This window comes from Bacillus sp. FSL W7-1085 (genome assembly GCF_038595035.1).
In the GTDB taxonomy this organism is placed as follows: Bacteria; Bacillota; Bacilli; order Bacillales; family Bacillaceae; genus Bacillus; species Bacillus altitudinis.
This window is the reverse complement of record NZ_CP152000.1, coordinates 577881-603725: the sequence shown is the minus strand read 5'-3', so window position 1 is coordinate 603725 and position 25845 is coordinate 577881. Positions and strand designations below refer to the sequence as shown.

General features: G+C 40.7%; 32 protein-coding genes and 1 pseudogene. 13 read left to right on the top strand and 20 right to left on the bottom strand.

Annotation, left to right across the window (positions count from 1 at the left end; genetic code table 11):
* Positions 1-17: 17 nt before the first annotated feature.
* Complete coding sequence (locus MKY11_RS02985; protein WP_342501830.1) at positions 18-1037, bottom strand: S66 peptidase family protein; 1020 nt, start codon at positions 1035-1037, stop codon at positions 18-20.
* Between the two features lie 79 nt (positions 1038-1116).
* Positions 1117-1992: a DMT family transporter gene (locus MKY11_RS02980; protein ID WP_058336355.1), complete on the bottom strand. Its 876-nt coding sequence runs from the start codon at positions 1990-1992 to the stop codon at positions 1117-1119.
* A 297-nt stretch (positions 1993-2289) separates the two neighbouring features.
* Between MKY11_RS02980 and MKY11_RS02975 the strand changes: the two genes are divergently transcribed.
* Together MKY11_RS02975 and MKY11_RS02970 are read left to right on the top strand one after the other, a co-directional pair.
* Positions 2290-3015: an AzlC family ABC transporter permease gene (locus tag MKY11_RS02975; RefSeq protein WP_007496390.1), complete on the top strand. Its 726-nt coding sequence runs from the start codon at positions 2290-2292 to the stop codon at positions 3013-3015.
* Complete coding sequence (locus tag MKY11_RS02970; protein WP_041092890.1) at positions 3012-3332, top strand: AzlD domain-containing protein; 321 nt, start codon at positions 3012-3014, stop codon at positions 3330-3332. Before MKY11_RS02975 ends, MKY11_RS02970 begins: the two co-directional genes overlap by 4 nt.
* A 36-nt stretch (positions 3333-3368) precedes the next feature.
* On the opposite strand, the gene MKY11_RS02965 is transcribed toward MKY11_RS02970, so the two are convergent.
* Positions 3369-4031 carry an O-methyltransferase gene (locus MKY11_RS02965; RefSeq protein ID WP_058336357.1) on the bottom strand — a complete coding sequence of 221 codons (663 nt, stop codon included), beginning with the start codon at positions 4029-4031 and terminating at the stop codon, positions 3369-3371.
* Positions 4032-4184: 153 nt separating this feature from the next.
* Positions 4185-4370, bottom strand: coding sequence for a CsbD family protein (locus tag MKY11_RS02960; protein ID WP_024719159.1), 186 nt, complete (start codon positions 4368-4370; stop codon positions 4185-4187).
* A gap of 126 nt (positions 4371-4496) precedes the next feature.
* Here MKY11_RS02960 and MKY11_RS02955 point away from each other — a divergent pair, with 126 nt between their 5' ends.
* Positions 4497-5048, top strand: a complete 552-nt coding sequence (locus tag MKY11_RS02955; protein WP_024719160.1) for a GNAT family N-acetyltransferase — start codon at positions 4497-4499, stop codon at positions 5046-5048.
* 4 nt (positions 5049-5052) lie between these two features.
* Here the strand turns inward: MKY11_RS02955 and MKY11_RS02950 are convergent, their stop codons facing one another.
* On the bottom strand, positions 5053-5640 hold the full coding sequence (locus MKY11_RS02950) for a LysE family transporter (RefSeq protein WP_024719161.1): 588 nt from the start codon (positions 5638-5640) through the stop codon (positions 5053-5055).
* Between the two features lie 112 nt (positions 5641-5752).
* Here MKY11_RS02950 and MKY11_RS02945 point away from each other — a divergent pair, with 112 nt between their 5' ends.
* Complete coding sequence (locus MKY11_RS02945) at positions 5753-6307, top strand: XRE family transcriptional regulator (RefSeq protein WP_058336358.1); 555 nt, start codon at positions 5753-5755, stop codon at positions 6305-6307.
* 42 nt (positions 6308-6349) lie between these two features.
* On the opposite strand, the gene MKY11_RS02940 is transcribed toward MKY11_RS02945, so the two are convergent.
* The 6 genes from MKY11_RS02940 to MKY11_RS02915 all read right to left on the bottom strand — a co-directional run bounded on the left by MKY11_RS02940 (position 6350) and on the right by MKY11_RS02915 (position 10424).
* Entirely contained in the window at positions 6350-6643 is a 294-nt protein-coding gene (locus MKY11_RS02940; RefSeq protein ID WP_024719163.1) for a hypothetical protein, read from the bottom strand.
* 350 nt (positions 6644-6993) lie between these two features.
* The gene (locus MKY11_RS02935) at positions 6994-8046 is read right to left on the bottom strand and encodes an LLM class flavin-dependent oxidoreductase (protein WP_024719164.1); all 1053 of its coding nucleotides are present in this window, start codon (positions 8044-8046) and stop codon (positions 6994-6996) included.
* A 17-nt stretch (positions 8047-8063) separates the two neighbouring features.
* The gene (locus MKY11_RS02930) at positions 8064-8687 is read right to left on the bottom strand and encodes a nitroreductase family protein (protein WP_342501829.1); all 624 of its coding nucleotides are present in this window, start codon (positions 8685-8687) and stop codon (positions 8064-8066) included.
* A complete protein-coding gene (locus MKY11_RS02925; RefSeq protein WP_342501828.1) occupies positions 8671-9144 on the bottom strand; it encodes a MarR family transcriptional regulator in 474 nt (157 codons plus the stop codon). The genes MKY11_RS02930 and MKY11_RS02925 overlap by 17 nt, the downstream gene beginning before the upstream one ends.
* 109 nt (positions 9145-9253) lie before the next feature.
* Complete coding sequence (locus MKY11_RS02920; RefSeq protein WP_096881063.1) at positions 9254-9793, bottom strand: dihydrofolate reductase family protein; 540 nt, start codon at positions 9791-9793, stop codon at positions 9254-9256.
* A gap of 79 nt (positions 9794-9872) precedes the next feature.
* On the bottom strand, positions 9873-10424 hold the full coding sequence (locus MKY11_RS02915) for a TetR/AcrR family transcriptional regulator (RefSeq protein ID WP_024719167.1): 552 nt from the start codon (positions 10422-10424) through the stop codon (positions 9873-9875).
* Positions 10425-10574: 150 nt separating this feature from the next.
* On the opposite strand from MKY11_RS02915, the gene MKY11_RS02910 reads away from it, so the two are divergent.
* The 3 genes from MKY11_RS02910 (at position 10575) to MKY11_RS02900 (ending at position 12183) form a co-directional block, all read left to right on the top strand.
* A complete protein-coding gene (locus MKY11_RS02910) occupies positions 10575-11198 on the top strand; it encodes a GNAT family N-acetyltransferase (RefSeq protein WP_058336360.1) in 624 nt (207 codons plus the stop codon).
* A 68-nt stretch (positions 11199-11266) separates the two neighbouring features.
* Positions 11267-11662, top strand: coding sequence for a VOC family protein (locus MKY11_RS02905; protein WP_342501827.1), 396 nt, complete (start codon positions 11267-11269; stop codon positions 11660-11662).
* The gene (locus tag MKY11_RS02900) at positions 11659-12183 is read left to right on the top strand and encodes a GNAT family protein (protein ID WP_024719169.1); all 525 of its coding nucleotides are present in this window, start codon (positions 11659-11661) and stop codon (positions 12181-12183) included. Before MKY11_RS02905 ends, MKY11_RS02900 begins: the two co-directional genes overlap by 4 nt.
* A 12-nt stretch (positions 12184-12195) precedes the next feature.
* Here the strand turns inward: MKY11_RS02900 and MKY11_RS02895 are convergent, their stop codons facing one another.
* On the bottom strand, positions 12196-12465 hold the full coding sequence (locus tag MKY11_RS02895; RefSeq protein WP_024719170.1) for a YesK-like family protein: 270 nt from the start codon (positions 12463-12465) through the stop codon (positions 12196-12198).
* A gap of 51 nt (positions 12466-12516) precedes the next feature.
* On the opposite strand from MKY11_RS02895, the gene MKY11_RS02890 reads away from it, so the two are divergent.
* Complete coding sequence (locus tag MKY11_RS02890; protein ID WP_178929509.1) at positions 12517-12990, top strand: GNAT family N-acetyltransferase; 474 nt, start codon at positions 12517-12519, stop codon at positions 12988-12990.
* Here the strand turns inward: MKY11_RS02890 and MKY11_RS02885 are convergent.
* Positions 12982-13772, bottom strand: a pseudogene (locus MKY11_RS02885) (GNAT family N-acetyltransferase). The gene MKY11_RS02890 and the pseudogene MKY11_RS02885 sit on opposite strands and share 9 nt — an antisense overlap.
* Positions 13773-13930: 158 nt before the next feature.
* On the opposite strand from MKY11_RS02885, the gene MKY11_RS02880 reads away from it, so the two are divergent.
* Both MKY11_RS02880 and MKY11_RS02875 read left to right on the top strand, forming a co-directional pair.
* Complete coding sequence (locus tag MKY11_RS02880) at positions 13931-14371, top strand: LytTR family DNA-binding domain-containing protein (RefSeq protein ID WP_342501826.1); 441 nt, start codon at positions 13931-13933, stop codon at positions 14369-14371.
* A complete protein-coding gene (locus tag MKY11_RS02875) occupies positions 14368-14784 on the top strand; it encodes a hypothetical protein (RefSeq protein ID WP_045035195.1) in 417 nt (138 codons plus the stop codon). Before MKY11_RS02880 ends, MKY11_RS02875 begins: the two co-directional genes overlap by 4 nt.
* 60 nt (positions 14785-14844) lie before the next feature.
* On the opposite strand, the gene MKY11_RS02870 is transcribed toward MKY11_RS02875, so the two are convergent.
* The 6 genes from MKY11_RS02870 to MKY11_RS02845 all read right to left on the bottom strand — a co-directional run bounded on the left by MKY11_RS02870 (position 14845) and on the right by MKY11_RS02845 (position 22121).
* Positions 14845-15495: a response regulator transcription factor gene (locus MKY11_RS02870; RefSeq protein WP_342501825.1), complete on the bottom strand. Its 651-nt coding sequence runs from the start codon at positions 15493-15495 to the stop codon at positions 14845-14847.
* A gap of 6 nt (positions 15496-15501) precedes the next feature.
* On the bottom strand, positions 15502-16686 hold the full coding sequence (locus MKY11_RS02865; RefSeq protein WP_072368474.1) for a sensor histidine kinase: 1185 nt from the start codon (positions 16684-16686) through the stop codon (positions 15502-15504).
* A 102-nt stretch (positions 16687-16788) separates the two neighbouring features.
* Complete coding sequence (locus tag MKY11_RS02860; protein ID WP_342501824.1) at positions 16789-18966, bottom strand: MMPL family transporter; 2178 nt, start codon at positions 18964-18966, stop codon at positions 16789-16791.
* 149 nt (positions 18967-19115) lie between these two features.
* On the bottom strand, positions 19116-20147 hold the full coding sequence (locus MKY11_RS02855; protein WP_113767298.1) for an acyltransferase family protein: 1032 nt from the start codon (positions 20145-20147) through the stop codon (positions 19116-19118).
* 140 nt (positions 20148-20287) lie between these two features.
* Positions 20288-21484 carry an MFS transporter gene (locus MKY11_RS02850; RefSeq protein WP_073415861.1) on the bottom strand — a complete coding sequence of 399 codons (1197 nt, stop codon included), beginning with the start codon at positions 21482-21484 and terminating at the stop codon, positions 20288-20290.
* A gap of 31 nt (positions 21485-21515) precedes the next feature.
* Positions 21516-22121, bottom strand: coding sequence for a TetR/AcrR family transcriptional regulator (locus tag MKY11_RS02845; protein ID WP_342501823.1), 606 nt, complete (start codon positions 22119-22121; stop codon positions 21516-21518).
* A gap of 424 nt (positions 22122-22545) precedes the next feature.
* Here MKY11_RS02845 and MKY11_RS02840 point away from each other — a divergent pair, with 424 nt between their 5' ends.
* Positions 22546-22998: a MarR family transcriptional regulator gene (locus MKY11_RS02840; RefSeq protein ID WP_217967508.1), complete on the top strand. Its 453-nt coding sequence runs from the start codon at positions 22546-22548 to the stop codon at positions 22996-22998.
* A 56-nt stretch (positions 22999-23054) separates the two neighbouring features.
* The gene (locus MKY11_RS02835) at positions 23055-23948 is read left to right on the top strand and encodes an alpha/beta hydrolase (protein ID WP_342501822.1); all 894 of its coding nucleotides are present in this window, start codon (positions 23055-23057) and stop codon (positions 23946-23948) included.
* 35 nt (positions 23949-23983) lie between these two features.
* Here the strand turns inward: MKY11_RS02835 and MKY11_RS02830 are convergent, their stop codons facing one another.
* Positions 23984-25132 (bottom strand): type II asparaginase, encoded by a 1149-nt coding sequence (locus MKY11_RS02830; protein WP_024719179.1) that lies wholly within the window; start codon positions 25130-25132, stop codon positions 23984-23986.
* 25 nt (positions 25133-25157) lie between these two features.
* Here MKY11_RS02830 and MKY11_RS02825 point away from each other — a divergent pair, with 25 nt between their 5' ends.
* Entirely contained in the window at positions 25158-25736 is a 579-nt protein-coding gene (locus MKY11_RS02825; RefSeq protein ID WP_342501821.1) for a UPF0715 family protein, read from the top strand.
* Positions 25737-25845: the final 109 nt, after the last annotated feature.

The window sequence follows — 25845 nt, the reverse complement described above, 5'->3', positions numbered from 1 at the left end:
GTCGCCCTTTCCTTTTTTTATGGCAAAAATGTCTGCTTCAGCACGGCTTTACCTTCTTGTTGCAACTGCACCTCCGCATATGCTCCGTTAATGAGGGTCATTTGCGGAGGTACGTGTCCACAATCAATATCGTAAACAATCGGTATGTGTAATTCTTTATGCAATTCTTCATATAGATCCGTATATTCATATCCTTCCACAGGAGTGTCCACTGCACTCCTGCCAAACATGATGCCAGAGCAATGATCAAACCAGCCTGCTAGTTTTAATTGAACAAGAGACCTCTTCATGCTCGCAGCATTTAATTCACAGTTCTCAAAATACCATAGAATGGGTTCACCTTTCAGGTATGTTTCTTGAAAAGCTTTGACATCTCCAAAAGGCGTGCCAGCTAAGTGCCGGATCACATCAATACAGCCACCCATCAGTCTTCCCTTCATCGTCGTCTCTAAGTGATCAACAGTACGCCATGCGGTTGGCTCGGTTAAATGAAAGACATGAATGCTTGGATGGTCATACTGCCATTCCTTTTGATACATATCAGAAGAAAATTGAGTAACGTCCTTTTTCTCTGGAGTGGAAAGTATTTGTTCCCACATAGCCGTCACCTGATCAAGCTCTTCCCCCTGAAGATCCACCAGGTTCGGTCCATGCGCTGTCGCAATGCCTGTGTTTAATGTCAAAGCTAATAGAAGGAGACTTGTATCTGAGTAACCAAGAATCCACTTTTTTTGCATCACTGAGAAATCAAGATGCTCTAACACTTCAATAAGCAGCTGTCCACCCCATGGCGGGATGATGTGGTCAATCTCATGACAATTCATCATCCGCTGTAACTCATTTGCTCGCTTGATTGCAGGGGCTGATTTCGCTTTTTCCTGCTGCCATACTGTCTCTCCACATATGACTGCATAGCCTCTTTTTTTCATCCGATCGCAAGACAGTTGAAACATCTCATGCAAAGAGGGCTGCACACCTGAGGAAGGTGCTGTCACCCCAATCGTTTGTCCTTTTTGCAAAAATGGATACTGGATCATCCTGCTCACCTCCACCTTCTATGAATCTCTCATCTATTCTTTGTAAAGAAAATTCCCCTTCTCCAAGGGGAATCTCGTCTTACTCTCTCTGACGCAGGACAGTATATACACCTGCGAAAATACACAAAATCCCAACAAACGAACGTAAGCCCATCTCTTCACCTAGAAGCATCCATCCAAGGACCGTGCCAACGATTGGTTGAAAGAAGAAAAAAAGACCACCGCTTGAAGCGTCCATCAGTTGAAGCCCTCTATTCCACAAAAAGAAAGCAAGGGCCGTTGAGATGATACCTAGATACAGAATGCCGCCCCATATTTCCGGTCTTGCCATTTGCTGCACATCAAGATGAGGCAAACGAAACAAGACAGGTGGTGTTAATACGATAAAGGCCACAATGATCGCATATGTTGTCGTCACTACTTGAGGATACTTTCCTGGAACTCGTTTCAAAAGAACAGACATGAGCGCCCATGTTAATGCAGCAATAACCAGTGAAAGACCGCCAACAAACTCATCCGTTTGAACAGCGACAGGCCCAATCATCATCAGTACACCTACTGTAGCAAGCAGAATGGAGACACACTTTCTCATTGTGAAAGATTCTTTTAATAGAAAGAAAGCGAAAAGCACCATAAAAGCAGGTGTGGCCGATGTGATGACGGCACCCATTTGTGCAGACGTATACATTGTGCCAATTTCTTGGGTCACGATCGAGAGAAAGTTGCCAATCAATCCAATCGCCACAATCAGCGGGATATCCTTTTTGTCTAATCGAAAAGAGTAACCCAAACGCCAAATCGTGAACACAAGAACGACTCCAGCTATTGCATATCTCATCCAGACAAGCTCAAGTGGCGGGACCACCGCAACTGTTACTTTGACCACTACATACATACCGCCCCAAATACTAGCAGCTAACGCTAAGTAAAGGGCTCCTATATATTTTTCATTCATTTTTTCCCCTCCGTTACTGGATATATTCACTGCGATATCCACAAACGGAGATCACTCTCCGTTATGGACGGAGGTGATTTGGTACATCATGTTCAAATAAAGGCTTCCATTGCATATCAGTCACCCCAATTGTTTTTATTTTCTGATTACTTTATAACAAAATCTGGTTCACTTCAATCCTTTTTTATCACCCATGTTTCTTCATATAATAGAAGTTCAATAGGATTGACATGATGAATTCGTTTTCTTATAGTAAGTAAAACAATTGATGTTTACACAGAAAAGGAGTAGAGGTCTTTGGATGTTGAAGCTAGGAAACACATTCCCACTGCCGGAAACGAACCGTTTCTTGAGGGAATAAAAGATTGTGTGCCAACCTTGCTTGGTTATATGAGCATTGGGTTTGCCTTTGGAATTGTTGGCATTAGTTCGCAGTTAAGTATATGGGAAATCGCGCTGCTCTCTATCTTTATTTATGCTGGCGCTTCACAGTTTATCATCTGTGCATTACTTGTGACAGGAAGCCCCCTTTCCGCTATTATTTTCACCACGTTCATTGTCAATTTACGGCATTTGTTACTCAGCCTTACGCTTGCCCCTCATTTTACACGCTACTCTGTAAAGCAGAACATCGGGTTTGGTCTTCTGCTTACTGATGAATCCTTTGGCGTAGCGATGAATAAATTAGCACAGCAAGGAAAATTGAATAACAGATGGATGCATGGACTGAATATTACAGCTTATTTATGCTGGATTGCTGCGTGTACACTTGGCGGAATATTCGGACACTGGATTTCAAATCCAGAGGCGCTTGGTCTTGATTTTGCCTTATCTGCGATGTTTGCTGCGCTGCTCATTCTTTCTTTACAGACGGTGCCAAAAAATAAGCTAACCCATCGCTTGTCACTTGTTTTATATATGTTTGTTGCGATGTTTGTGCTGCTTCATTTTGTTCCTTCACACGTGGCTGTTTTGTTGGCAACTGTGCTTGTTGCCACTATTGGGGTGGTGACAGATAAATGATTAGTAGTTTTATGTTATGGCTCATTCTTGGCTGTATGATTGTGACCATCATCCCAAGAGTCGTTCCATTTTTATTTGTAAGGAGTATCCAGATGCCAGAAGTGGTGCTCAAATGGTTATCGTTTATCCCCATTTGTATATTTACCGCTTTGATTGCAGAGCATCTTTTCATACATACTACAGCAGGCGTCACCATTCACTGGATGTACCTTGCTGTCTTGGTTCCAACTGTGTTAATCGCTATTTGGACAAAAAGCTTGTCCCTCACCGTTCTAGTAGGCGTCATGCTGATGGGCACAGCTAGATGGTTTTTCTAATAGAAAAAGCTTAACCGGATGCGGTTAAGCTTTTTGTCATTTTACGATACCGTATATAAAGCCGTCATAGCCTTTTTCGCCAACAGTTTGAATAGCGGTTGCTTCAATTCTCGACTCTTGTTTGAGTAAATCGAAAAATTCACGCGTTCCCTTCACTCGCTCATCTTGATCAGAGGCATGAAGAACTGCTCCATTTCTGACCACATTGTCTGCAATAATGACTGTTCCCTTTTTTGAGAAATGTAACGCCCACTTCAAATATTTCGGGTTGTTTGGTTTGTCTGCATCAATGAAAATCAAATCGAACGGAAGCGTATCCTGCTCTTTTAACTGAGATAAAGTATCTAACGCTTTTCCTTGTAAAATGGTGACACGTTCTGCTAGGCCTGCTCTGTCTATGTTTTGCTGTGCGGTTTCTGCATGATGACTGACAGCCTCTAATGTCATGAGTTCTCCATCCGCTTCAAGTGCACGGGCAAGCCAAATGGTACTATAACCGCCAAGTGTACCGATTTCTAAAATGCGCTTTGCACCCTTGGTTTTTGCTAACAAATAAAGCAGTTTTCCTTGGGCCGGCGACACATCTATTTCTGGTAGCCCAGCTTGCTTATTCTTGATAAGAGTTTGCTCCAATACGTCATCTTTGGCCATCAATTTGTCTTTGATATACTCGTCAACTTTCCCCCATACTTGCTCCATTTTATCCATCTCCCTTGTTCATGTCTTCTATTTAAAGTCTACATGACGGAAGCAAGAATTTATAATCAATTCTTTTCACACACCTATTGATTTTATTGATGAAAGGAATGTGATGATGGATACATGGGGCGAGTACCTGCAAGTATGTGCAAACTACTGATTCAGCTTATTTTTCACGTCACCTTTTTTATCTTGAAGCTTTCCTTTTACTTGATCTTTCTTTCCTTCTGCTTTCAGGTTTTCACGATCTGTCGCTTCGCCAAGTTTTTCCTTCACTTGACCTTTGACTTGATTTGTTTTTCCTTTCGCTTTATCCATATGTCCATTTTGTTCACTCATTTGTTCCACCTCCACGTTTGATACTGTTTATTTAGCCTTTTTGCACATGACAAAACATCTGAGTGTGCTGTGTGCGCATTTCAGGTATGATAGACATAATGGAATGAAAGGTTGGTGGTCTGTTCAATGATCATTTCTGAAAGTATGTTCACTGTACGTGGTGTGACCTATCGTATTCGCTCTGCTGCATTAGCAGATGCCAAACAGTTATCAACTCTCAGACTGAAAATCGATGGTGAAACCGAATATTTAGATCGTGAACCGGGTGAAGCTTTTATTGATGAGAAAGGGTTCGAGGCGTTGATTCAAGAGGATTCCAATGAATGCCGTCATCTCTTTTTAGTTGCAGATATTGAAGGAGACATTGTCGGTTTTTCAAGATGCGAAGGACATTCTCTTAAGCGCTCTGCTCACAAAGTAACGTTTGGCGTCGCCGTACAGAAGGCCGCTTGGGGCTATCACATCGGGAAAGAACTTTTAGCTACATCGATCGACTGGGCAGATCAGCAAGGCATTCAAAAGATGTCACTTCAAGTAATGGAAACCAATCAAAAAGCCATTCGTTTATATGAACACTATGGCTTTGAGATTGAAGGCTTGTTAAAAAAAGATAAACGGCTGGCGGACGGCATGTATTATGATACGGTTGTGATGGGCAGGCAGCGGCCAGTCTCCTGACCGCTTACATGACATAACTCCAGATCATCGAAATCGCACTATACATAAGCAGCAGCCCCATGACGAACTGGAACGGCCGCTGATAAAGAGTTAAAAAACGCTTGAATACAGAGCCAAACAAACTCCAGCTAAATGTGCCTAAAAAACCAATGATGGCGAGAATCAGCGTCAACAACATGTATTGCATATTGGACTGTCCATACGGCAGAACAAAAGTGGAAATGACGGTTAACCCATACAAAATGGCTTTCGGATTAATAAATTGCAGCAGCATCCCCGGGATAAAATGATTATAGCGGTCTAATGTTTCGTCATCTCCGCCTTTACTTTTCATGATTTTAACAGCCAAATAGATCATGTAACCGGCTCCGATGAAAGCCATGACCCAGTCTATTTTCGGCATGACTTGATAAAGAATGAGATTAAAGAAACCACTCAAACACAAAATGACCAAAAATCCGATCCCAACCCCTAAACAAAATCGAAATGTTTGCTTGACCCCATATTTATTCGTAAAGACCATCGCCATGATATTATTCGGCCCAGGGGTGAAACTGGTAACAAAAGCATAAATCAACATGGAAACAATCAAATCGTTACCTCCTTTTCATACGTTATTTAGACTCAAAAGTCTTTATTGCGTATATTACGTTTCATTGTACTATTCGGTCGTTATAAAGTAAATAAAAGAAAGGAGTTTTTTGATGGAGGATGTACAATCAATTATTGCTAGAAATGTCAAACTGCTAAGAGAGCAAAAGAAATTAAGCCTAGAAAAGATGGCTGAGGTAACAAGTGTGAGTAAAACGATGATTGGGCAAATCGAAAGAGGAGAATCCACACCGACCATCACCACTCTGTGGAAAATCGCCAATGGGTTGAAGGTGTCTTTTAGTGAACTCATATACGCACCGCAACCTGAAATTAAGATCGTGCGAAAAGAAGAAGGACAAGTTTTAACCGAGGACGAGGGAAAGTATCGGGTATATACGACGTTCCCATTTGATGACCTGAGAAAATTTGAAGTCTATCAGGTAGAAATTGATCCTCATGGGTCGTTAAGTGCGGAAGAACATATCGGCGGTACAGAGGAATTGATTACCGTATTTGAGGGAGCACTTGATTTATCGATCGGTGATGAGCAATACACATTACAAGCTGGCGACTCGATTCGGTTTAAAGCTGACCGTGCCCATGAGTATAAACAATCAGGAGAACAAATGGTCAGGCTGCAAATGATTCTTTATTATCCCCATTAAAAAAAGCTGACAGGCTTGTCCACCTGTCAGCTTTTCGTTTATTTAATTAAATCCTGGATCGCGTACAACCGTTCCAGTAAAGGTAACTCTATATTTTCCTAAACCTAACTCTTCAATTGACGATTGATAGAGAATACCGACCCATCCATCCTTTGCATATGTAATACTTGATGGGATGTTTGACGTCGTATATGTTCTCGTTTCCGAGACGGTTCGACTTGCTTGTACCGTTACTTCACTGCTTACTTTCCCCTTCGCTTCTACCGGGACAGCGGTGACACCCGCACCCGTTAAAACAATTGCTCCAACCAAAACAGAAGTTATGACCTTTTTCATACAAAAAATCCCTCCCTTTTTTTGTTGAACATATTAACCATACCATAATTTAGAACTTTCGTAAGTTATTTTTTCATTTTTTTGAAAATTATGATATGATTGTCTTATGCTGGATAGAGGGTGTTACATACTTCTATGCTTTTATCCTCACCTCGTTCTAGTGAAACAATTGATAACGGAGGTGATTTCATGAAAAAATGGCTTATCTGTTTTCAACTTGTTTTCCTCTTCACCTTGACGGCCACACCATTTGCTTCTGCTGCTTCATGCCCTACAGTGAAACCATGTGTTATTGATCCTTAAGCATAAGAAAAAGTCGATCAAGCCTATTCACTTGATCGACTTTTTTGTTATGCTTGTTCGGCTTCCCAGCGGGCAACCTCTTCTCTTACTTTAGGAGCCACTTCTTTCCCAAATAACTCAATAGCTTTCAGCACTTGATCATGCGGCATTGAACCGACCGGTACGTGCAACATGAAGCGCGTAATGCCTACATTTTTTCGCAGATGAATCACTTTCTCTGCCACGGCATCTGGATCTCCTACATACAATGCACCTTCTAATGTTCTTGCTGCATCGAATGTAGAACGGGTATAAGGTCCCCAGCCTCGTTCTCTTGCTAATGTATTCATGACATGCTGTGTAGAAGGGAAGAATTGATCTGCTGCCAATTCTGTTTCCTCCGCAACAAATCCATGTGAATGGGATGCCACCGTTAATTTCTCAGGATCATGTCCAGCGTGAATCGCAGCTTGCTTGTAGAGCTGCACTAGCGGTGCGAACTGTCTAGGGCTGCCGCCAATAATGGCAAGGACAAGTGGTAATCCTAATAATCCAGCACGTACGACAGATTCTCTGTTTCCTCCACTGCCAATCCAGATGGGAAGCGGATCTTGAACAGGTCTTGGGTATACGCCGACATCCTGAATGGAAGGACGGTGCTTACCGCTCCATGTCACACGCTCTGACTGCTGTAATTTCAACAGTAAATCTAGTTTTTCTTCAAATAATTCTTCATAATCATCTAAGTCATAGCCAAAAAGCGGGAACGATTCAATAAATGATCCACGGCCAGCCATGATCTCTGCACGCCCGTTAGAAAGGCCATCTAATGTCGCAAAATCTTGAAACACACGAACAGGATCTGCCGATGAAAGAACAGTTACGGCACTTGTCAGACGAATATTCTTTGTTTGCGTTGCCGCAGCTGCTAATACGACTGCTGGATTTGATGCGGCGAAATCTTCACGATGATGCTCTCCTACACCAAAAACGTCCAGACCCACTTGATCTGCTAAAATAATTTCTTCTACTACTTCACGAATACGCTGTGCGTGGCTGACTGTTTTTCCTGTTTGAAAATCAGGTGTTGTTTCTACAAATGTACTAATTCCTAGTTCCATGAATGGAACCCCCTATCTTATAAATATGTCACAAATTCAGAGACCGGCTTGCGGTAGCCTCTCGCTTGTCTGCTTTCTACTTTTTCTTTTCCGAGCGTGATCATTAATACAGGAACCAAATCTGATTCGATGTTTAGCACCTTTTTCATTGCTTCGGGGTCAAAGCCGATCATTGGGCAAGTATCCCATCCCTTGTTTTTGGCGGCAAGCATAAATAGCATGGCAGATAATGAAGCATTGCGAATCGCCTCTTCTTTCTGAAAGTCTGATCCTCTCTGCACATAAAAACTCATCGTCTCTCTGACCATTTCCTCATATTGTTGCGCATTTAAGATGCCGAGCATTTTTAGGCCTTCATAAATGTTTCCTGCTTGCTCATAAGCTTTCGGATCGCCGAGTACAATGATCGCTGCTGAAGCGGAATGCACCTTATATTGTCCAAATGCAGCATCTCTTACTTGCTCTTTAAGCGCTTCTGATTGGACGACGACATATTGCGTATGCTGTAAATTAAAGGCTGAAGGTGCCAGCTTCACTTCTTCAAAGATACTATTAAGCTCTTCTCTCGAAATCGAGATATTTGGCAAAAAATTTGATGCTGATCGTCTTTCACGTACCAATGTATCAAAGCTGTGTATCATCTTGTTTCCCCTTTTCGTGAAGTTGTTTTGCACCTAAACCTATTTTTTTCAGCCATTCGATAAGCTGCTCTTTTTCATCTGTTTCGATAAAGGACAGATTTTGTGAAATGACATCTGTATGTTTTGGAAAAATATCGTCAAATAGCTGCTTCCCTTTATCTGTCAGTAATACATGGAATACACGTTTATCAGAAGGTGCACATTGTCTTTTGACTAATTCTTGTTTTTCTAATTTGTTGACCACATAGGTGATGCTCCCACTTGGAATGGATAGAATCTCACTAATTTTTTGAACGGGATGCGGTCCCTTACTATACAGTAATTCAAGAATTTGAAAGTTTTCAAATTCGATATCATAACGTTCAATGTCTTTTTGGATGTTTGCAAAAAGGGCATGGTAGGCTTTCATCCACACTCGGAAAAGCCTTAAGTCTAATTCCTGATCTTGCTGCACCATGGCAACTACTCCTTTTTCAATAAATCCTAAAACTAGGATAAATTTATCCTAACACTAGGATATTTTCTTGTCAACGTGTTTGTTTGATTAAAAAAAAGACCCCTGTGATTCAGTGGTCTTCTTTTGACACAAAATGCATTTCAGCAATTTGTTTGTATTGATTCACTTGTTGTAATGAAAATCTAGATTCCTGATCAGTTGGAGGGAAAAGAGGGATTCCTTTTCCAATCATGACAGGTGCGATTTGGAGATACAGCTCATCGACTAATTTTTCTTTTAATAATGCTTGAAGCAGTTCCCCGCCTCCTACTATCCAGATATGCTGCCCTTTTTCATTTTTTAAATTGTGGATAAATGAGAGAACATCTTCACGAATGATACGGGTTCCTGTATGACTGTCTTGTAAAGTGCGAGAAACGATATAACATGTCTTGTCTTCATAAGGAAACCCATCAGGTGAGAGCTTTAGAACCTGTTCGTATGTGTTCCGTCCCATGATCAGCGTATCGACGGAAGCATAAAATTCCTCATATCTCGTATCCTCTTCGCCCTCTGTTCCTATGAGCCAATCTAAACGGTGATCATCCCTTGCTAAATATCCATCAATGCTCATTGCCCCATAAAATAGTAATTTCCTTTTCAATCTCACCACTCCCCGCCTCAAATAAGAACGTATATTCCCATTTTAACAGAAAGAATAGATAAATGATATATGATCCATTCGTTTCTTACGATTCCTGTTCTACCTTCATGAGAAGCTTGTACAAGATGTGTGCAAGCTGCCCCGCTTCGACTGTCATCCCTTCATGAATCCATTCCTCCAGTACACCAACAACACCAGACACAACAAATGAGGCCACAATCTGTTCATGCTCCGTAATTTGACGCTGATCAAGCTGCCACTCTTTCATGATTTTTTCTTTAAAAAACGATTTAAATTGATTCGTCGTTGGGCTATTCGGTTTGACAAATAACGTCATCATGAATTGTTTTTCTTTTAAATACTCAGTTGTTTTGTTTAAAAAGGACAGCATATCAAGCGGGTCCTGGCTTGGAAACGATTCATCGTATAGTCCGCCAAGCTGATCGAATAGTTCCTTCTCAAGCTGTTCATGCAAATCAAATACATCTTGGTAGTGCAAATAAAAGGTCCCTCTTCCTAAATCCGCTCTTCTAGATAGCTCTGATACTGTAATTTGTTGAACATCTTTTTCCTTTAAAAGCTCAAGAAAGCTTTCCCGTATCGCCTTTTTGGTTTTGATTGTTCGTCTGTCCTTCATCAAACACCCTCCATTTTTGAACAATCTGGCTATACCTGTCTATTTATGAACAAGAGATCATTCATTGCCGATGTTCGGTTTATTTTCCTCTTATTATAATAGACATATGTTCAATAATCTATATCTGTTCAAAAAAAGGAGGGCCATCATATGCTTCAATTCAGACTTGCTAGAGAGGATGAACTGCCTCAAGTGGCAGCGTTGTTAGATGATTCATTTCAGAACTATTCATTTTTTGATTTATTATGCGAAAAGGTTACCAAGCGTTCTGCTTTCGCCCGGCAGTTGCATTTGGTCAATACAAAGGTATATTTTCAGCATCAAATCTGTTTGGTCGGGGTTGAGAACGAGAAAATTGTGTCTGCCGCCCTGTTAAAACATCCCCGTCTTCCTGAACCAGGACTCATGGATTATGTGTTATCTGGTGGGTTAAAGCTGCTCTTTACTGGTGGCATATCGGCGATTCAGCATGTGTTCCGGATGTTAAAGGAGGCAAAAAAAGCGTGTTCCTCCTTAAAGAAACCTTACTGGTATTTAGAAGCTCTTGTCGTTGCAAAAGACCAACAAGGAAAAAAACTTGGAAGCCGTATGTTAAAGCAATGCCTTTTCCCCTTTATCGCCCGGCAAGGCGGCGGACTGTTCACACTGATTACACACAACGAGGCCAATCGTCATTTCTATCGAAAAAATGGGTGGACGGAGTTTGATGAGAGAGTACTGCACGGAGAAGAGATGTCCCTAGAAAGCTGGAGTTATAAAACCGTGATCAAATAAGGTATCTTCTTCAAGGGATGATATAATAGAAGCAGTTCAAACAATGATCATACTTGGAGGAGAGACTGATGATACGACGACTTGATCATATCGTGTTGACTGTTCAACATATGGAGGAAACCATTCGCTTTTATACAAACGTATTAGGAATGAAGGAAGAAACTTTTGGAGAAGGCCGTGAAGCCCTTCGTTTTGGCTTACAAAAGATTAACCTTCATGAAGCGGGTCATGAATTTGAACCAAAAGCTGCTCATCCCCAGCCTGGATCTGCTGACTTGTGTTTTATCACCGATTTAGATATAGACAGTTTATTGCTTCATCTTAGAAAGCAGGTTGTTCCAATTGAAGAAGGTCCGGTCAGACGTTCTGGTGCATTAGGTCCGATTGAATCCATTTATATCCGTGATCCTGATATGAACTTAATTGAAATCTCCCGATATATAGAGGAGGCTGATCCATCATGACTCGATTATTCTTGAGACCGATTGAAGAAAAAGATTATCCTGGTATTCATAGAGGATGCCAGCATGCAGAAACACTTTATATGACTGGCACACGCAAAACGTTCACACTAGAAGAAATTCGTTCAGCCTATACCCGTTTTCTGCTGGATGACAGTAGACGAGACTTTGCCATTTGTCTGCTAGACACGAAAGAAATGATCGGGGATGCGGCGATTGTGGATATTGATCCGATAAACCATACGGCAAGTTTCCGCATTGCGCTGCATGGTCCAGAGCATTTTCACAAAGGGTATGGTACTGAGGCTGTTCGGATGGTTCAAACATTTGCCTTTGAGACGTTAGAACTCAATCGGCTTGAGCTTGAAGTTTTTTCCCATAACCCACGAGCCTTTCGAAGCTATGAGAAAGCCGGATTTCAATATGAAGGAAAAAGACGTCAAGCGCTCTATTTCAACGGTGCTTATTCGGATGTCATCATGATGGGCATCCTTCGTGAGGAATACGATAGAATCAAATCATAAAGATGTCCCAGCCTACGATGGGTCATCTTTTTTAAACAAATGAACCCCTGTAACGATGATCAAACAAATGATAGAAGAGAGAACGATAGAGACGCTTGATATGCTGAGCGCCATCCCTTCCCATCTGCCAATGAAGAAACTGCCGATCAATAAGAGCAATCCAAACAAGGTGATACATATCGGAACAATCAGCCCGGCATGGCGATGCCTGCGTCTTTTTCCTGCCCACCACGAGAGACAGAGTACAATGACAGTAAAAATAGCGGTTTGTAGCCAGAACATATCGCATTAACTCCTTTTCTTTTTTATCCTATGACAATGGAGGTTTTTCCAATGAATATTAGACCGATTCAAAAGCAGGACAATCCTTTTATCGCGGCCATTATCCGCCAGTCATTAGAATCAGCGAATCTTGCGATTGAAGGTACAGCCTACACAGACCCACAACTTGATCAGCTTTTCGAATACTATCAATCATTGACTCATGCAGCCTATTGGATTGCCGAAGAACATGGTGAAATTGTTGGTGGCGTTGGCATTGCCCCTTTCACAGATGGCATTTGTGAGCTGCAAAAGCTTTATTTAAGCCCAAAAGCACAAGGCAAAGGTGCGGGCAAGAAACTGATGGATATGGCCCTGCAATATGCTGCTACATACTACGATGCTTGTTATTTAGAAACCCGCAGTGAATTAACAGCTGCTACTGGTCTTTATCAACGGTATGACTTCTCTCTTCTTCCTGCACCGATTGAAGGCTCAGAGCATTCTGCCATGGATGCTTGGTATCTCAAAACCTTTTCAGCGTGAGGCATAAAATAAACGATACGTCTTTGTCCAATGAAAACCTAGCTTCTCTGCCAATTTGGCCGAGGCTGCATGATGGACATCGCAATCCCAATGCGGTGTCTTCCCTTTTTCAACACAGATGCTGATCATTTGCTGAGCTGCTAACAAAGCCAACCCTTTTCCACGGCAGGCTTCATCTGTCCAAATATCGATTTCCACACGTTTTTCACTTAAAAAATAGAGACACATTCACTGACCACATCTTCACCATTTAAGATGGCAACTCCGACGCCATTAGATAAAAAGTGATCTACTCCTCCCCAATATGCTTCATAATAGCTGGATGGGAATACTTTACTTGCGGCAATGACTTGTTCATTCGTGCGTTTGATCATTTCGTCTTGATCAGGCACAATCAGATCAGGAGAGGTCAAATCATAAGAATACGCATGTCTTTGCATTTCATTCAGTTGGGAACCGAAGCATTTTTTCATCATCTCATCTGATGCTGGATTTGCTGAAAACAAAGTGAACCGTCTGTTCTCTCTTTTCTGCTTTTTATAAACATCCACAATGAACGTTGAACATAATGAGAGTGCTGCTTCTGACTTGCCTGCGACATAATAAATGCCGGTTGTCGTCCCTACAAAATAGACACACGGGTGATCTCGGTGATCCACATATAAATCTCCTTGTATCACGCCATCGAGTATCGCATCTACGAACACTGGATAGGCAGGATCAATCCGCCGAATTTCCTCTTTTACCGCTCCTGTCCTTTGTTGATCTACAAGATACAACATCATTCCTCCATTCACGAACGAGTATCTTTTCATTATAAAGGAAAGCCGCAGACACGCGGTGAATCTTTGCAACAAAAAGAATTCTTCTGCATCAAAGCAACATTCAATCGCATTCGCTTTCATCTATTGCTATGCTCATTGTGAGAGGAGGTTTATGGATGAAATTTCGTTTGATCTGGAATCAAGAAAAGGATGTGACGGAAGTAGACGTCATCAGCCATCCACATAATCAAGAACGTTTACAAAAGATGGCATCAATGCTGGAGACTAGTACATCTCTAACGGTCAAAGATCCAAAAAATGATCGGCAGTCTCTTTTACCATTAGAACAAATTGAAGCGATCTCTGCGCTTGGACATCTGTCAAAGGTGATCACGACTCAGGGTACGACGTATTTTCTCAATAAACGGCTGAAGGATCTGAAGTCGTTAGAGCGTGAACATTTCTATCGTATCAACAATGCAGTCATTCTCAATTTAGCGCAAGTCGACAGCTTTGTCGCTGGTACGTACGCTCGCTTAGAGGTCGAAACCATCTCGAAAAACAGCTACACCGTCAGTCGTCATTACGCCAAATATATAAAGGAGCGATTCAAATGATCAAGGAACTAAAACATCAATTTATGCAAACAGCTTTTGTCTCTATCGTATGGCTGACACTCATCCTGTCAATCACTCAATGGTCATCCTCTATCCCTTTTCATTACGTGTGGCACATCATTGGCATCGGTACTCTGGCAGGCATCGTCTTTGGGGTCATGTATCCTTTACTATGGAACTACTTTACCTTTCCAGCACCCACCAACATTCTCATCTCCACTGTCGTCAATTTAGGGTTTCAAGTAGGAGCCGTCGCTTTATATTCGACTGCACTGCTCGAATGGATCATGCCTTATTTTATCGGTATAGCCTTTCTCACATTAGTAGGCCATATCATCGCCTTTCTATTTTACAAAAAGCAACAAAATCAAAAACTGGCGCAGGCACTGAATCACCTGAAGCCGCAGCCTTAAAAAAAAGAGACCTTATTTGAAAGGTCTCTTGTCTATTATTCTGCTGCTAACTCATTCTCTCTAAAAATGAATCACCCCTAATTCCACTGCTGCTTTAATTGCTTCTGCTCTTGAAGTGACCTCCAGCTTTTGATAAATATTTGTTAAATGAGCTTTGACAGTTCTCTCGGAAATCCCCATATCAAATGCAATTTCCTTACTTCGATATCCCCTAGCCACTGCTTGTAAGACAAGCATCTCTTTTTCAGTCAGCATGTTTATTTCTTTTTTCAAATGGGTCGGAGTCACTTGATGCTCTGTTGATTCAAATACTTTAGCAGCGACGTTTGCTTGAAGAAGAATATCCCCTCTGATAGCTGCTTCAATTGTATAAAATAAATTTTCTCTGCTGGTATCCTTTAAAAGATAGCCCTTTGCTCCAAGTTGCAGCCCTTCAATCATTAATTTCTCTTCGTTATAGGTAGTGAGAATCAGGACCGGTACTTTTAATTGAAGAGACTGCATCTCTTTTAACATCTCAAGCCCACTCATGTTAGGCATGTTGAGGTCAAGTAATACAAGGTCTGGAGCCTTCTCTTTCAAGATATCTAAACCCTTTGCTCCATCTTCTGCTTCACCAACAACATCAAATCGTTGATCTGTCTCAAGAATTAATTTTAATCCTTCTCTAACAACAAAATGATCATCGACAATCACAATTTGATAAGACATTGTTTTTTACTCCTTTTTCAAAGGTATGGTTACCGTCACTTGTGTACCTTCATTTTTTTCGCTTTTCAAGTGTAGCTGTGCATCAAGCAGTCGGGCACGTTCTGACATACCAATTAGACCGTAATGCCCGGAAGTGGATTCTTGTTTTTTCTCATCAAAACCCACTCCATTGTCTGTGATTTGCAAGGAGATGTGATCATCTTGTTGCTTCATCATCAATTCGACCTTACTTGCTTTGGCATGCTTGGCAATATTCGTCAAACATTCACTGACAATGTATACAGTATGTTCGATGAGGAAAGGGGACACTTGATAAGAGACAGCCACTTTTGTATGAACTGGAATATTTGTCGCCGTCATAAACCGATTCACTTCATCTTTCACAGAATCAGCTAAGTCATATTGATCCTGGCTGTATGTTCGAAGGTCGTCAATGACCAATCTCGCCTCACCTAATGTCGTCCGCGCATGGCTCATTGAACCTTTAATAATGCTTTGAGCACGCTCAACATTCTGATTCTCTAAATGGGCATGGACCGCTTCTAATTGCATAATAATACCTGCCAGCCCTTGTGCAAGGGTATCATGTAAATCTCTCGCCATTCTTTGACGCTCATTTGCAAGTGTCAGCTCTTCCACTTGTTGATGTGCCAATTCAAGTTCCTTTAAAAATGTTTGTGTACGAATTCTAGCTTTGACTTGTCTAAAAAATAAAATGGAGTATGCGATGACTACAATCAGAATCAAAAACAAAATAGGAATGTATACGGTCAAATCATCTGTATCATTGACCAAAATAAGGGCAAGAAAAAAAAGAACATAAAAACTAAGCCCTGTCAAAATCACCTTCAATGTATGATAATATACCCCAATACTTTGCGCTATTAGTACCGGTAACAGACCAATTAAGATCACAGGGGAAGCCGCCTGCATGACTGAAACACAAAGTAGAATCACTATTCCTTGAATCAGAAAATATACCCATGGATTCTGCCGAAACCAGTAAAATGACCACCAATGCAGAATCAGATGTATGGCAATAAGTGCAGAAAAAAACAGGCCAGAAAGTGCTAATGGGGTGGTTATAAACTGAAATATCATTGCTGCAATATAAACAAGAATGACCCATAATAATGTTGGAATTCGCGAATAGATCATTTCATTAAAAGGGTCTACCCGTCGTTTCGCCATAAATATCACCATCCGAGCCTCATATTCACTCAAAAAATACCGCCCACCCTTTATCGAGGTAATGGCGGTATCATCAATCATACCATGTAAGACTATCAGTGACTAAATCACCTTCTCTTCTTTCTCATCCTTCTGAGAAATAGACTCACCTTCAATGTCTATACGTGGAAGCCATCTTTCAAACCATTTGGGTAAGTACCAAGCAGCTCGTCCGATCAGCATCATACAAGCTGGGATAAAAGTCATTCTTATGACAAATGCATCAAACAGAACACCGAATGCCAAAGTTAACCCCATTGTTTTGATAATCAAGTCATCTGCAAAGATAAAACTAGCAAAGACGAAAATCATGATTAAGCCTGCGGCAGTCACTACTCTTCCACTATGCTTCAAACCTGATACAACGGACTTTTTCGCATCACCTGATAGAAGGAAATCTTCTCTCATTCGACTGACTAAAAAGACCTCATAATCCATTGCAAGACCAAATAATATTCCTGTTACTAGTACAGGCATAAAGTTTAACAATGGGCCATTTGCTGGTATTCCAAACAATGGCGCAAGGTGTCCATCCTGTAAAACAAAGACTGAAAAACCTAGTGTAGCGGTCAATGTCATAAGGAATCCTAAAACCGCTTTTAATGGAACAAGGAAGGATCTAAACACAAGAATCATCAAAATCAAAGCAAATCCAATAATGACTCCTGCAAATTTCGGTAACGCTTCACTGAGTCTATCTGAAATATCTATATTAACTGCCGTAGAACCAGTAACAAGTAATTTCGTATCATACTTTGCAGCAGTCTGACTAGATTCATTTCGTATATCTTTGACTAATTGCTTTGTCGCCTTATCTTCTGGACCGCTTTTCGGTAAGATGGTCAGCATGGCGTACTTACCCGATGGATTAGGAACAGGCGGTGCCATTTGTTTGATGCCATCCATCTTCTCTAATACTTTTGTTGTTTTCTCAATAGATTTCATTGCGTTATTTGCATGGGAGGCATCAATGATAACAACCAGTGGCCCATTAAACCCTTTACCAAACCCTTCTGCTAACAGGTCATAGCCCTTACGTTCAGTTGTTTCCTTCCCCTTCATGCCGTTATCAGGAAGACCCAACTCCATATGAAGTGCTGGCCAACTGAGTAGACCAGTCAATACAATGACACCTAGGATGATCTTACCTGGATACTTCTTGATAAACCTTCCCCAAGCTGTGGCTTCTTCTTTTTGTTGAGATTGTAATTTAGAGAACCATTTATTCTTTCTTGAAGGGCTTACTTTATCACCAAGAATCCCTAGTATGGCAGGAACAATTGTGAGAGACACAAGCATAACTGATAGTACCATGAATGCAGCTACAAGACCCATAACGCCTAAAAATGGTATACCGACTAATACAAGTCCGCATAGTGCAATTACGACGGTAACACCTGCAAACAATACAGCGCTGCCTGCTGTAGCAACAGCTCTAGCAGCTGCTTCTTTCAATTCGTAACCCTCTGCTAATAACTGTCGATAACGAGAAATGATAAATAATGCATAATCAATTCCTACTGCAAGTCCAATCATCACAGCTAATGTAAGACTAAATGCAGACATCTCAACAAAATTTGAGGTAATTAATATGACCATCACACCGATTATTAACCCAATGACAGCCGTCAAGATCGGTAGTCCTGCAATCAATAGTGAAGCGAAGGTAAAGGCTAAAATAAAGAATGCCATGACAATACCTATGACTTCCGAAATCCCGCCTACCTCAATTTCTGAGAATGTGACGGAGCCGCCTAATTCTGTTTGGATGCCAGCCTTTCTTGAAATCTTAATACTATCTAATACTTTCTCTTTTGAGGATGTTTTTACCTCATCCGCCTTTACCCGGTATGTAATATCCGCATACCCTATTTTCTTATCCTTACTAATAGCAAATATCTGATATAAATCCGTCACTTGCTTGACTGCTTTATCCTTTTTGACTTCTTTGATCGTTTCGTTCAATTTGTTTCTTACTTTTTTTGTTTCTAATGTTTCACCCTTAGGTGCTTTAAAGATCAGACGAATCGTCCCGCCATCATCACCTGCTGGGAACTTTTTCTCCAAGAGATCCATTGCCTTTTCTGACTTTGTTCCTGGAATCGACATATCGCCATTAAATGAAACTCCTGTCCCTATTGTTGCCGCCACAACAGCTACTAAAACAAGTAACCAACCGATAATCATCCGTTTCGGCTTAGAAAATGCACTTTTTCCTAAATGATATAAAAATTTTGCCATTCACTTACTCCTTTTTCTTCAACTTCGTGAACTTGATCTCTTTATTCTAAGCAATGAGATGGTCGATTGAAATTGTACTTTCGGGCAAGAAGCATTGTACTTTTAGGCAACAAAAAAAGGGCATCTTCTTAAGATCCCCTTTAAAACGTTTATGAAGCGACTGTTTTTCGCCTCGTTCTGTTGATTTTACCGACAAACATATAGCCATATTTATAATGATTTGCTATCCGTGACAATAGGATAGGTCCAGCAATTGCAAGTGCTGATGTTATGATTGTCCCTACAAAGAATGGATAATCTTTTAATTGTCCCCATAGTAACACAGAGATACCTAGAAAATACCCGTGAAGCAAATAGATGGTGAATGAATATTGACTAATGACAGCTACGAAAGGTGGAACGCTTTTCACTTTAGAAAACAAGAGAAAACATAAGAAGACAATACTGACTGTATAAAGAACAACGTCTGGCCTCTTAGAAGAAGACTCGAAAAAGCCTACATATGAATTGCTTAGAAGGGTCGCTGCGGAAATCAAAACAAGTCCATACACGGCATACTTAAAACGATGAAGTCTTGTGATAAACTGCTGATAATTCGCTCCACAATAATAGGCTAAACAAAAATAGAACAACCACCCTGGAAATGGAATCCATTCTAAGCCGAACATTGGATTAGGTAATTGAGGTTGTGGGATTTTGACGAGATTCATGACACTTAAATAACCAACTGTGATGATAAAGGAGATCGGCAATACCCATTTGGCTGAGGTACGCTTAGCCATTTTGTGAAAAAACATGTGCAAAAAGTAAAATTGAAAAATAATCAGAACAAAATAACCAATATAATTTCCCAATAAGACATTTGCTGAAGCTCTTTTAAAAAAGTCAGCTGCCCCTCCATTTAACGATGCCGAATGCAAAAAACCATCGACAATCCCAATAAAAGCAAATGGGAAAAAGATGGCTTTCACCCTCTTCCACATAAATCCTTTAGGGGTACCATTCGGATAAGCATGAGCCAATAAAAATTCAGAAATGAAAATAAAACTCGGGGTACTGAACATGAGTAATGCTACAAGAATAGATGATGAATGGGGGCTAGATAAAATGGCTATTGCATGAATGAGCACAACACTCAAACACGAGATACACCGAATATAAAAAATCTCTTTAATTTGCATTGAAAATCCTCCTCCTGTATTTTGGTAAAACATGTATTAGATTAACATGTATAATACCTTTTCAACAGGGACCTTGTGATTATTTTTCAATCATCTATCCAAAAGGAACAAAAAAAAGAGCCCTAGTTAGAGCCCCTAATCTAATCAGATTCAACCGTCGCCTTCCCCTTCCAAATAAGGGTTAAGCCTAATCCAAGAAATAAGACAACACCTGCAAACAGGAAAGGGAAATGAATATTTTGATCGAATAAAATGCCGCCAAGTGCCGGGCCAAAGATCGTACCAAGACTTGTGTAGGTAGAGTTCATCCCTGCGACAAACCCTTGCTGATTGCCAGCGATTTTTGATAAGAAGGTCGTGAGTGCAGGGCGCAATAAATCGAACGCAAGGAAAATCACACACGTCACGATCAGCACAACCATAAAGCCTGACACGACTGTGGAAACAAAAGCGAGAACTGCTCCAACAATCAAGCATAGTTGAATAACTCGTTTCTCCCCAAGCGCATTCACCATTTTACCAAACACGAGGACTTGGATGATGACGGCTACAATTGAACTGACGGTAATGATAATCGCAATATCCTTCGGACCAAATCCAAACTTATGATTTGTAAACAAGCTAAAGACCGTTTCATATGCAGATAGTCCAAACGCCAGCACAAAGACAATGATGAAGGCGATGAGATAACTTGGATGAATCGATTTTTTCAAGTCTTTAAAGAAGGTCGATTCTTTCACTTGATCCATTTGTTTCTCTCGCTCTTCTTTTGTTAATGGTTCCTTCAGCATAAACATAGACGAAATCACAGCAATAAATGCAATCCCTGCTGCAAAGAAAAACGGCAGGCGAACACCATATTCTGCAATAAATCCGCCAATTCCCGGGCCGATGATAAATCCGGTACTAATAGCAGCGGATACATACCCCATTGCCTTTGATCTTTCTTGAACGGTTGTGATATCAGCGACATAGGCAGTGACAGCCGGCATGATAAATGCCGCACTAATACCGCCTAGAAGCCTTGCAAAATACAGAACATACACATGTGTCCCAAGGCCAAAAACGAGTTCTGATAACGCGAATAGAAACAGCCCAGACACAATCATGATCTTTCTTCCGTATCGGTCTACCCATCTTCCCGCAATAGGTGATGCGATAAGCTGTGCAACAGCAAACGCCGCCACAAGATATCCCATCGTACTGCCCGTTAAATGCATGACATTCATAAAGAGCGGCATGACAGGTATAATCAGACCGATGCCTAAAAACGCAATAAATATATTACTTAATAAAATAACAAGTACCGCTTTTTGCTCACGAATCGGTTTTTGCATGATGTTTGTTTCCCCTTTACTGACTCACTTGTTACTCATGATGGTTGATTCCGTGAATAAACAATGAGATCGCCTCTTTTTGTAATTCCTTTTTCTGCTGCATCGTTTCATTTCTATATAACACGTCTAATCCGTAGAATACGGAAAGTAATATTTTCACTTTTGATTCAACATGCTGAATCGACCAGCTGCCATCTTCGTTTCCTTCAAGCAGGATGTCTCTCATCACATCATCAAAGTCCACATCAATTTTGTTCAGACGCTCCATGACTTCATCTGATGTAAATGCACTGGCACAGAATTCTTCACTTGCTCTCATTAAAGGATAGTTAATCCCCATTTGACTAAGCAGCTCTGCAAACCCTGCGAGCTTATCAATGGCCCGGTGCAGCGTTTGTTTCTCTTCATGCCACGTCTCCATCATGAATCGATGATCCTCTTCCATAATATGAAGGAACAAAAACTCTTTTCCTTTAAAATGATGATAGAGGTTGCCTTTACTAACCTCAGCCGCCTCTAGAATATCTCGCACGGATGTTTCGGAATATCCTTTTTTCGCAAATAAATCACGTGAAGCGGTGACAATCTTCTGCTTCGTCTTTTCACTTTTTCCAGCCCCGCTTTGTGTACTTGTCATCTATGAACAATCCCTTCTACCTTGCTTTTCTTCACACGGACAAACAAAACCGACCAGTTGGTTTATTTTTTATTATAAATGGAGATCGCCCATAATACAATGAAAAAGTCATCGACTTCCTAAGGAGTGAATCTCAGTGAAAACAAACAATACGATCATTTATGCCATCACCAAAAAGGACGTATACTTGTTTTTCTTCTATGATCTATTCATTGCCACCTTAGCCTACTACATGTTCAAAATCAAACCAACTATATTTTATGAATGCTTAGGGATAACAGGAAGTATTCTTTGTCCATTGTTGATGAGAAAGTGGAGGTAGAGGTCATTTTCTCATCAGTCTATCCTCCTTTTATTTAATTTTTCTTAACATTTAATTTCACTTAAATATTAAGATCACATATAATATAGGAGAAAAGAGGTGATGTCATTGGATGAGGATATCATTCATTACAGCAAAAAAATCATTGAGTACTCAAACGCACTAGGCTCTATCTATGTAGAAGAGTATCAACGATTCTTGAAAAATGAGTATGCAGATTTAACAAGCAAACAAGAACTGACACTTGAATTGCTGCGGTCGAAGACGAGAACAATCAATGAACTAGCTGATTATTTCTCCATTTCATCTAGTGCCGCTAGCCAGCTCATATCAAAGCTTGAACAGCTTGGATATGTGAAAAGAGAGATTAATCCACATAACCGTAGAGAAATCATTGTTGATTTTGCTCAAAAGGGCCATGACTATCATAAAGATATTGAAAAAATTCAGCTACATCTAATTCAAAAATACTATGCCAAGCTTTCAAAAGATGATCTAAAAACATTATTATCGCTTTACGAAAAAATCTATCAAATTGCGAAAGAAACGCCTTAACCCGGCCTTTCATGCATGAATATGTAAGCTAGATAAACGATGAAGGGGATGATCATATGGATAGGATTTATTTGCAAGATGGACGTCATATTGGTTTGTCTCAATACGGTGATCTTGAAGGATTCCCAGTATTCTTTTTTCATGGGACACCTGGATCGAGAGTGATGTTTTTAGATGATGATCCAATCTCAAAAGAGCTTGGCATTCGTCTCATTTCTTTAGACAGACCTGGTTTTGGTTTATCTGATCCGCAACCTAACCGTACCATTTTAGACTGGGCAAAAGACGTACAGGAAGTGGCCAATCATCTTGACATCTCCCATTTTTCAGTGATTGGTGTCTCTGGAGGCGGGGCATTCGCTGCTGGTTGTGCCTATCAATTGCCAGATCGCATTCTTTCGGCTGCTCTCGTCTCAAGTACCACCCCATTTCAGGATGGTAAACCGCCTAAAAGTATGCTAAAAGAGAACAAGATTGCCTTTTTCCTCAGTAAAAGAATGCCTTGGCTCTTAAAGGCAAGTTATCGCGCTCAGAAAAAACTAATTGAAAAAAAACCAGAGAAATTTAAGAAGCTAACGAAAAAAGGGAACAAACATTTACATCCTTCGGATCGGCAATTTCTTCAAACCGATGAGCAACTGGAGCTCATGATGATGCATTTATACGAAGCCACTCGTCAATCGGTTGATGAATGTATTCATGAACCAGATTTACTCTCACGGTCATGGGCATTCGATATGAAAGATATACAAATCCCTGTGGATGTCTGGCATGGAAAAGAGGATCAGATGGCCCCTTTTGCAGAGATAGAAAGAATGGCTCCGAACATTCCAAACGCCAAAACGCACTATATCGAGCAAGCAGGACATTTTCTTACTGATATAGATGATGTTTGGAGAGACATTTTACTCTCTTTAAAAAAACGGGCTGAACATCAGGTACACATATAAAAAAAGACCCAATGATACGTCGGGTCTTTTTCTTTTTAATACTGCTCGTAATAGGATTGAATTTTATCTGGATCTTTTGTTTTCGTCAGAGCCAGCATGAGTAGAATGCGGGCTTTTTGTGGATTTAATGAATCCGATGAGACAAAATGATGTTCATCATCCATTTTTTCATGTGTGACAATGCCATTTCCTGCACGGCTTGACCTCACGATCACCACGTCTTTCTTCACTGCATCTGTTGCCCCATTGATCGCTTCTGTTGACATCGTTCCATTTCCTGCGGCGGCAACGACAATGCCTTTCGCTCCTGCTTTAACCGCAGCATCATACACATACTTTTGATCATTTTGATAGCCGTATAAGATATCCACTTGCGGCAGCTCTTTTAGCTTTGAAATATCGAATTCACTGTCAGCTGTATGTTTTCTTGTCGGTTCGTTATAAAAAGAGACAACTTCACCCGCCACTTCTCCAATGTACCCTTGCTCAAGAGACTTGAACGAATCGGTTGTGGTGGTATTTGTCTTCGTAATAAAACGAGCAGAGGCAATTCGGTCATTTAATGTCACCATTACACCTTTGCCTTTGGCTTCTTTTGTCGAAGCAATTTTCACTGCATGATACAGGTTAAGCGGGCCATCCGCACTAATGGCAGATGCTGGCCTCATGGAACCCACGACCACCACTGGCTTATCACTTTTTACAACCAAATGTAAAAAATAGGCCGTTTCTTCTAAAGTATCTGTACCATGTGTCACCACAATGCCATCCACTTGATCATCATTTAAAAGCTGATTGACTCGTTTCGCTAATTTTAAAAGAAGAGCGTTATCCACATTTTCACTGCCGACGTTCGCTACTTGCTCACCCGTGACATTTGCAATATCCTTCAGCTGTGGTACGGAAGCAATGACTTTATCGATTCCAAGTGCACCAGATTTATATCCAGTCGTATCTGTATTACTATCTGAACTACCGGCAATCGTTCCGCCTGTTGCCAGCACCTTAATATTGGATAAAGATTTGTTCCCTGTCTCAACAGCCGTGTTTTTTTCTTTTGTTTCACTGGTAGTGCTTTCTTGATTACTTTGATTATTCTCTTGAGTGCTATCGTTCGCACAAGCTGCGGTCACCAATAGTGAAACAGAAAGAAGGGTAGCACCAAACCATTTTGTTACGTTCATAAGATCATCTCTTTTCTTAAATGTGATGAATAATTATCTGTCTATAGGGTTTACTTTATACCATTCCTTCATTCATCAGCATGAGGTGAAAGTCACAGAACCAAATAAAGGAAAAAGGACACTATTATCAAAATTTATTTATACCATAATACCTAAATTGACTTCAGAAATTGTTCTCAACCCATTTATGATAAAATATAGGAGATCTTACAAAAAAGGAGTACATACAGTGCGTTCCGTTCAACCATTTTACAAAATCCTACTCACACTATTCTTCAGTTCCATTTTACTCAGCTTGTTCATATGTTTATATCCACCGATTCAGGGCGAGCCTGTGTTTATGATGTTTTACACTCCCATCTTTTTTGTTTATTATTTCATCTTTGCGGTACCTTTACAGTTGTTGTTCTCTTTACAGCCCAAGGCTTTTCATCCTCTTTATTTAGCGGCTTACTTACTGATAGCAATGATTGTCATGCTTTTTGTTATGGATGGAATTGAGAGCTCCACATCCCTTCCGATCATGATTGTCAGCAGTCTCATCTACTGGACCTGCGATTCTTTGATTTATCAAAAAATGCATAAAAAAACACCTAATGTGTAGGTGTTTTTTTCTATTCTAGTATGTGTTGACAGTGCTCCACATTATCCAAGACATCTTTCGGCTCGGTGACCTGCTGATGTGATCATGGGTTTTGAATGATGAATAAGAG

What these genes read in the sequence shown, in the direction of transcription:
- MKY11_RS02870 (WP_342501825.1), bottom strand. Translation starts at nt 15,495, where the DNA reads ATGTCTTATCAAATTGTGATTGTCGATGATCATTTTGTTGTTAGAGAA.
- MKY11_RS02850 (WP_073415861.1), bottom strand. Translation starts at nt 21,484, where the DNA reads ATGCAAAAACCGATTCGTGAGCAAAAAGCGGTACTTGTTATTTTATTA.
- MKY11_RS02835 (WP_342501822.1), top strand. Translation starts at nt 23,055, where the DNA reads ATGGATAGGATTTATTTGCAAGATGGACGTCATATTGGTTTGTCTCAA.
- MKY11_RS02825 (WP_342501821.1), top strand. Translation starts at nt 25,158, where the DNA reads ATGAATAATTATCTGTCTATAGGGTTTACTTTATACCATTCCTTCATT.
- MKY11_RS02890 (WP_178929509.1), top strand. Translation starts at nt 12,517, where the DNA reads ATGAATATTAGACCGATTCAAAAGCAGGACAATCCTTTTATCGCGGCC.
- MKY11_RS02930 (WP_342501829.1), bottom strand. Translation starts at nt 8,687, where the DNA reads ATGATACACAGCTTTGATACATTGGTACGTGAAAGACGATCAGCATCA.
- MKY11_RS02935 (WP_024719164.1), bottom strand. Translation starts at nt 8,046, where the DNA reads ATGGAACTAGGAATTAGTACATTTGTAGAAACAACACCTGATTTTCAA.
- MKY11_RS02980 (WP_058336355.1), bottom strand. Translation starts at nt 1,992, where the DNA reads ATGAATGAAAAATATATAGGAGCCCTTTACTTAGCGTTAGCTGCTAGT.
- MKY11_RS02830 (WP_024719179.1), bottom strand. Translation starts at nt 25,132, where the DNA reads ATGAACGTAACAAAATGGTTTGGTGCTACCCTTCTTTCTGTTTCACTA.
- MKY11_RS02945 (WP_058336358.1), top strand. Translation starts at nt 5,753, where the DNA reads ATGGAGGATGTACAATCAATTATTGCTAGAAATGTCAAACTGCTAAGA.
- MKY11_RS02880 (WP_342501826.1), top strand. Translation starts at nt 13,931, where the DNA reads ATGAAATTTCGTTTGATCTGGAATCAAGAAAAGGATGTGACGGAAGTA.
- MKY11_RS02955 (WP_024719160.1), top strand. Translation starts at nt 4,497, where the DNA reads ATGATCATTTCTGAAAGTATGTTCACTGTACGTGGTGTGACCTATCGT.
- MKY11_RS02875 (WP_045035195.1), top strand. Translation starts at nt 14,368, where the DNA reads ATGATCAAGGAACTAAAACATCAATTTATGCAAACAGCTTTTGTCTCT.
- MKY11_RS02840 (WP_217967508.1), top strand. Translation starts at nt 22,546, where the DNA reads ATGTCATTGGATGAGGATATCATTCATTACAGCAAAAAAATCATTGAG.
- MKY11_RS02860 (WP_342501824.1), bottom strand. Translation starts at nt 18,966, where the DNA reads ATGGCAAAATTTTTATATCATTTAGGAAAAAGTGCATTTTCTAAGCCG.
- MKY11_RS02900 (WP_024719169.1), top strand. Translation starts at nt 11,659, where the DNA reads ATGACTCGATTATTCTTGAGACCGATTGAAGAAAAAGATTATCCTGGT.
- MKY11_RS02970 (WP_041092890.1), top strand. Translation starts at nt 3,012, where the DNA reads ATGATTAGTAGTTTTATGTTATGGCTCATTCTTGGCTGTATGATTGTG.
- MKY11_RS02845 (WP_342501823.1), bottom strand. Translation starts at nt 22,121, where the DNA reads ATGACAAGTACACAAAGCGGGGCTGGAAAAAGTGAAAAGACGAAGCAG.
- MKY11_RS02910 (WP_058336360.1), top strand. Translation starts at nt 10,575, where the DNA reads ATGCTTCAATTCAGACTTGCTAGAGAGGATGAACTGCCTCAAGTGGCA.
- MKY11_RS02905 (WP_342501827.1), top strand. Translation starts at nt 11,267, where the DNA reads ATGATACGACGACTTGATCATATCGTGTTGACTGTTCAACATATGGAG.
- MKY11_RS02925 (WP_342501828.1), bottom strand. Translation starts at nt 9,144, where the DNA reads ATGGTGCAGCAAGATCAGGAATTAGACTTAAGGCTTTTCCGAGTGTGG.
- MKY11_RS02985 (WP_342501830.1), bottom strand. Translation starts at nt 1,037, where the DNA reads ATGATCCAGTATCCATTTTTGCAAAAAGGACAAACGATTGGGGTGACA.
- MKY11_RS02865 (WP_072368474.1), bottom strand. Translation starts at nt 16,686, where the DNA reads ATGGCGAAACGACGGGTAGACCCTTTTAATGAAATGATCTATTCGCGA.
- MKY11_RS02915 (WP_024719167.1), bottom strand. Translation starts at nt 10,424, where the DNA reads ATGAAGGACAGACGAACAATCAAAACCAAAAAGGCGATACGGGAAAGC.
- MKY11_RS02960 (WP_024719159.1), bottom strand. Translation starts at nt 4,370, where the DNA reads ATGAGTGAACAAAATGGACATATGGATAAAGCGAAAGGAAAAACAAAT.
- MKY11_RS02940 (WP_024719163.1), bottom strand. Translation starts at nt 6,643, where the DNA reads ATGAAAAAGGTCATAACTTCTGTTTTGGTTGGAGCAATTGTTTTAACG.
- MKY11_RS02895 (WP_024719170.1), bottom strand. Translation starts at nt 12,465, where the DNA reads ATGTTCTGGCTACAAACCGCTATTTTTACTGTCATTGTACTCTGTCTC.
- MKY11_RS02965 (WP_058336357.1), bottom strand. Translation starts at nt 4,031, where the DNA reads ATGGAGCAAGTATGGGGGAAAGTTGACGAGTATATCAAAGACAAATTG.
- MKY11_RS02855 (WP_113767298.1), bottom strand. Translation starts at nt 20,147, where the DNA reads ATGCAAATTAAAGAGATTTTTTATATTCGGTGTATCTCGTGTTTGAGT.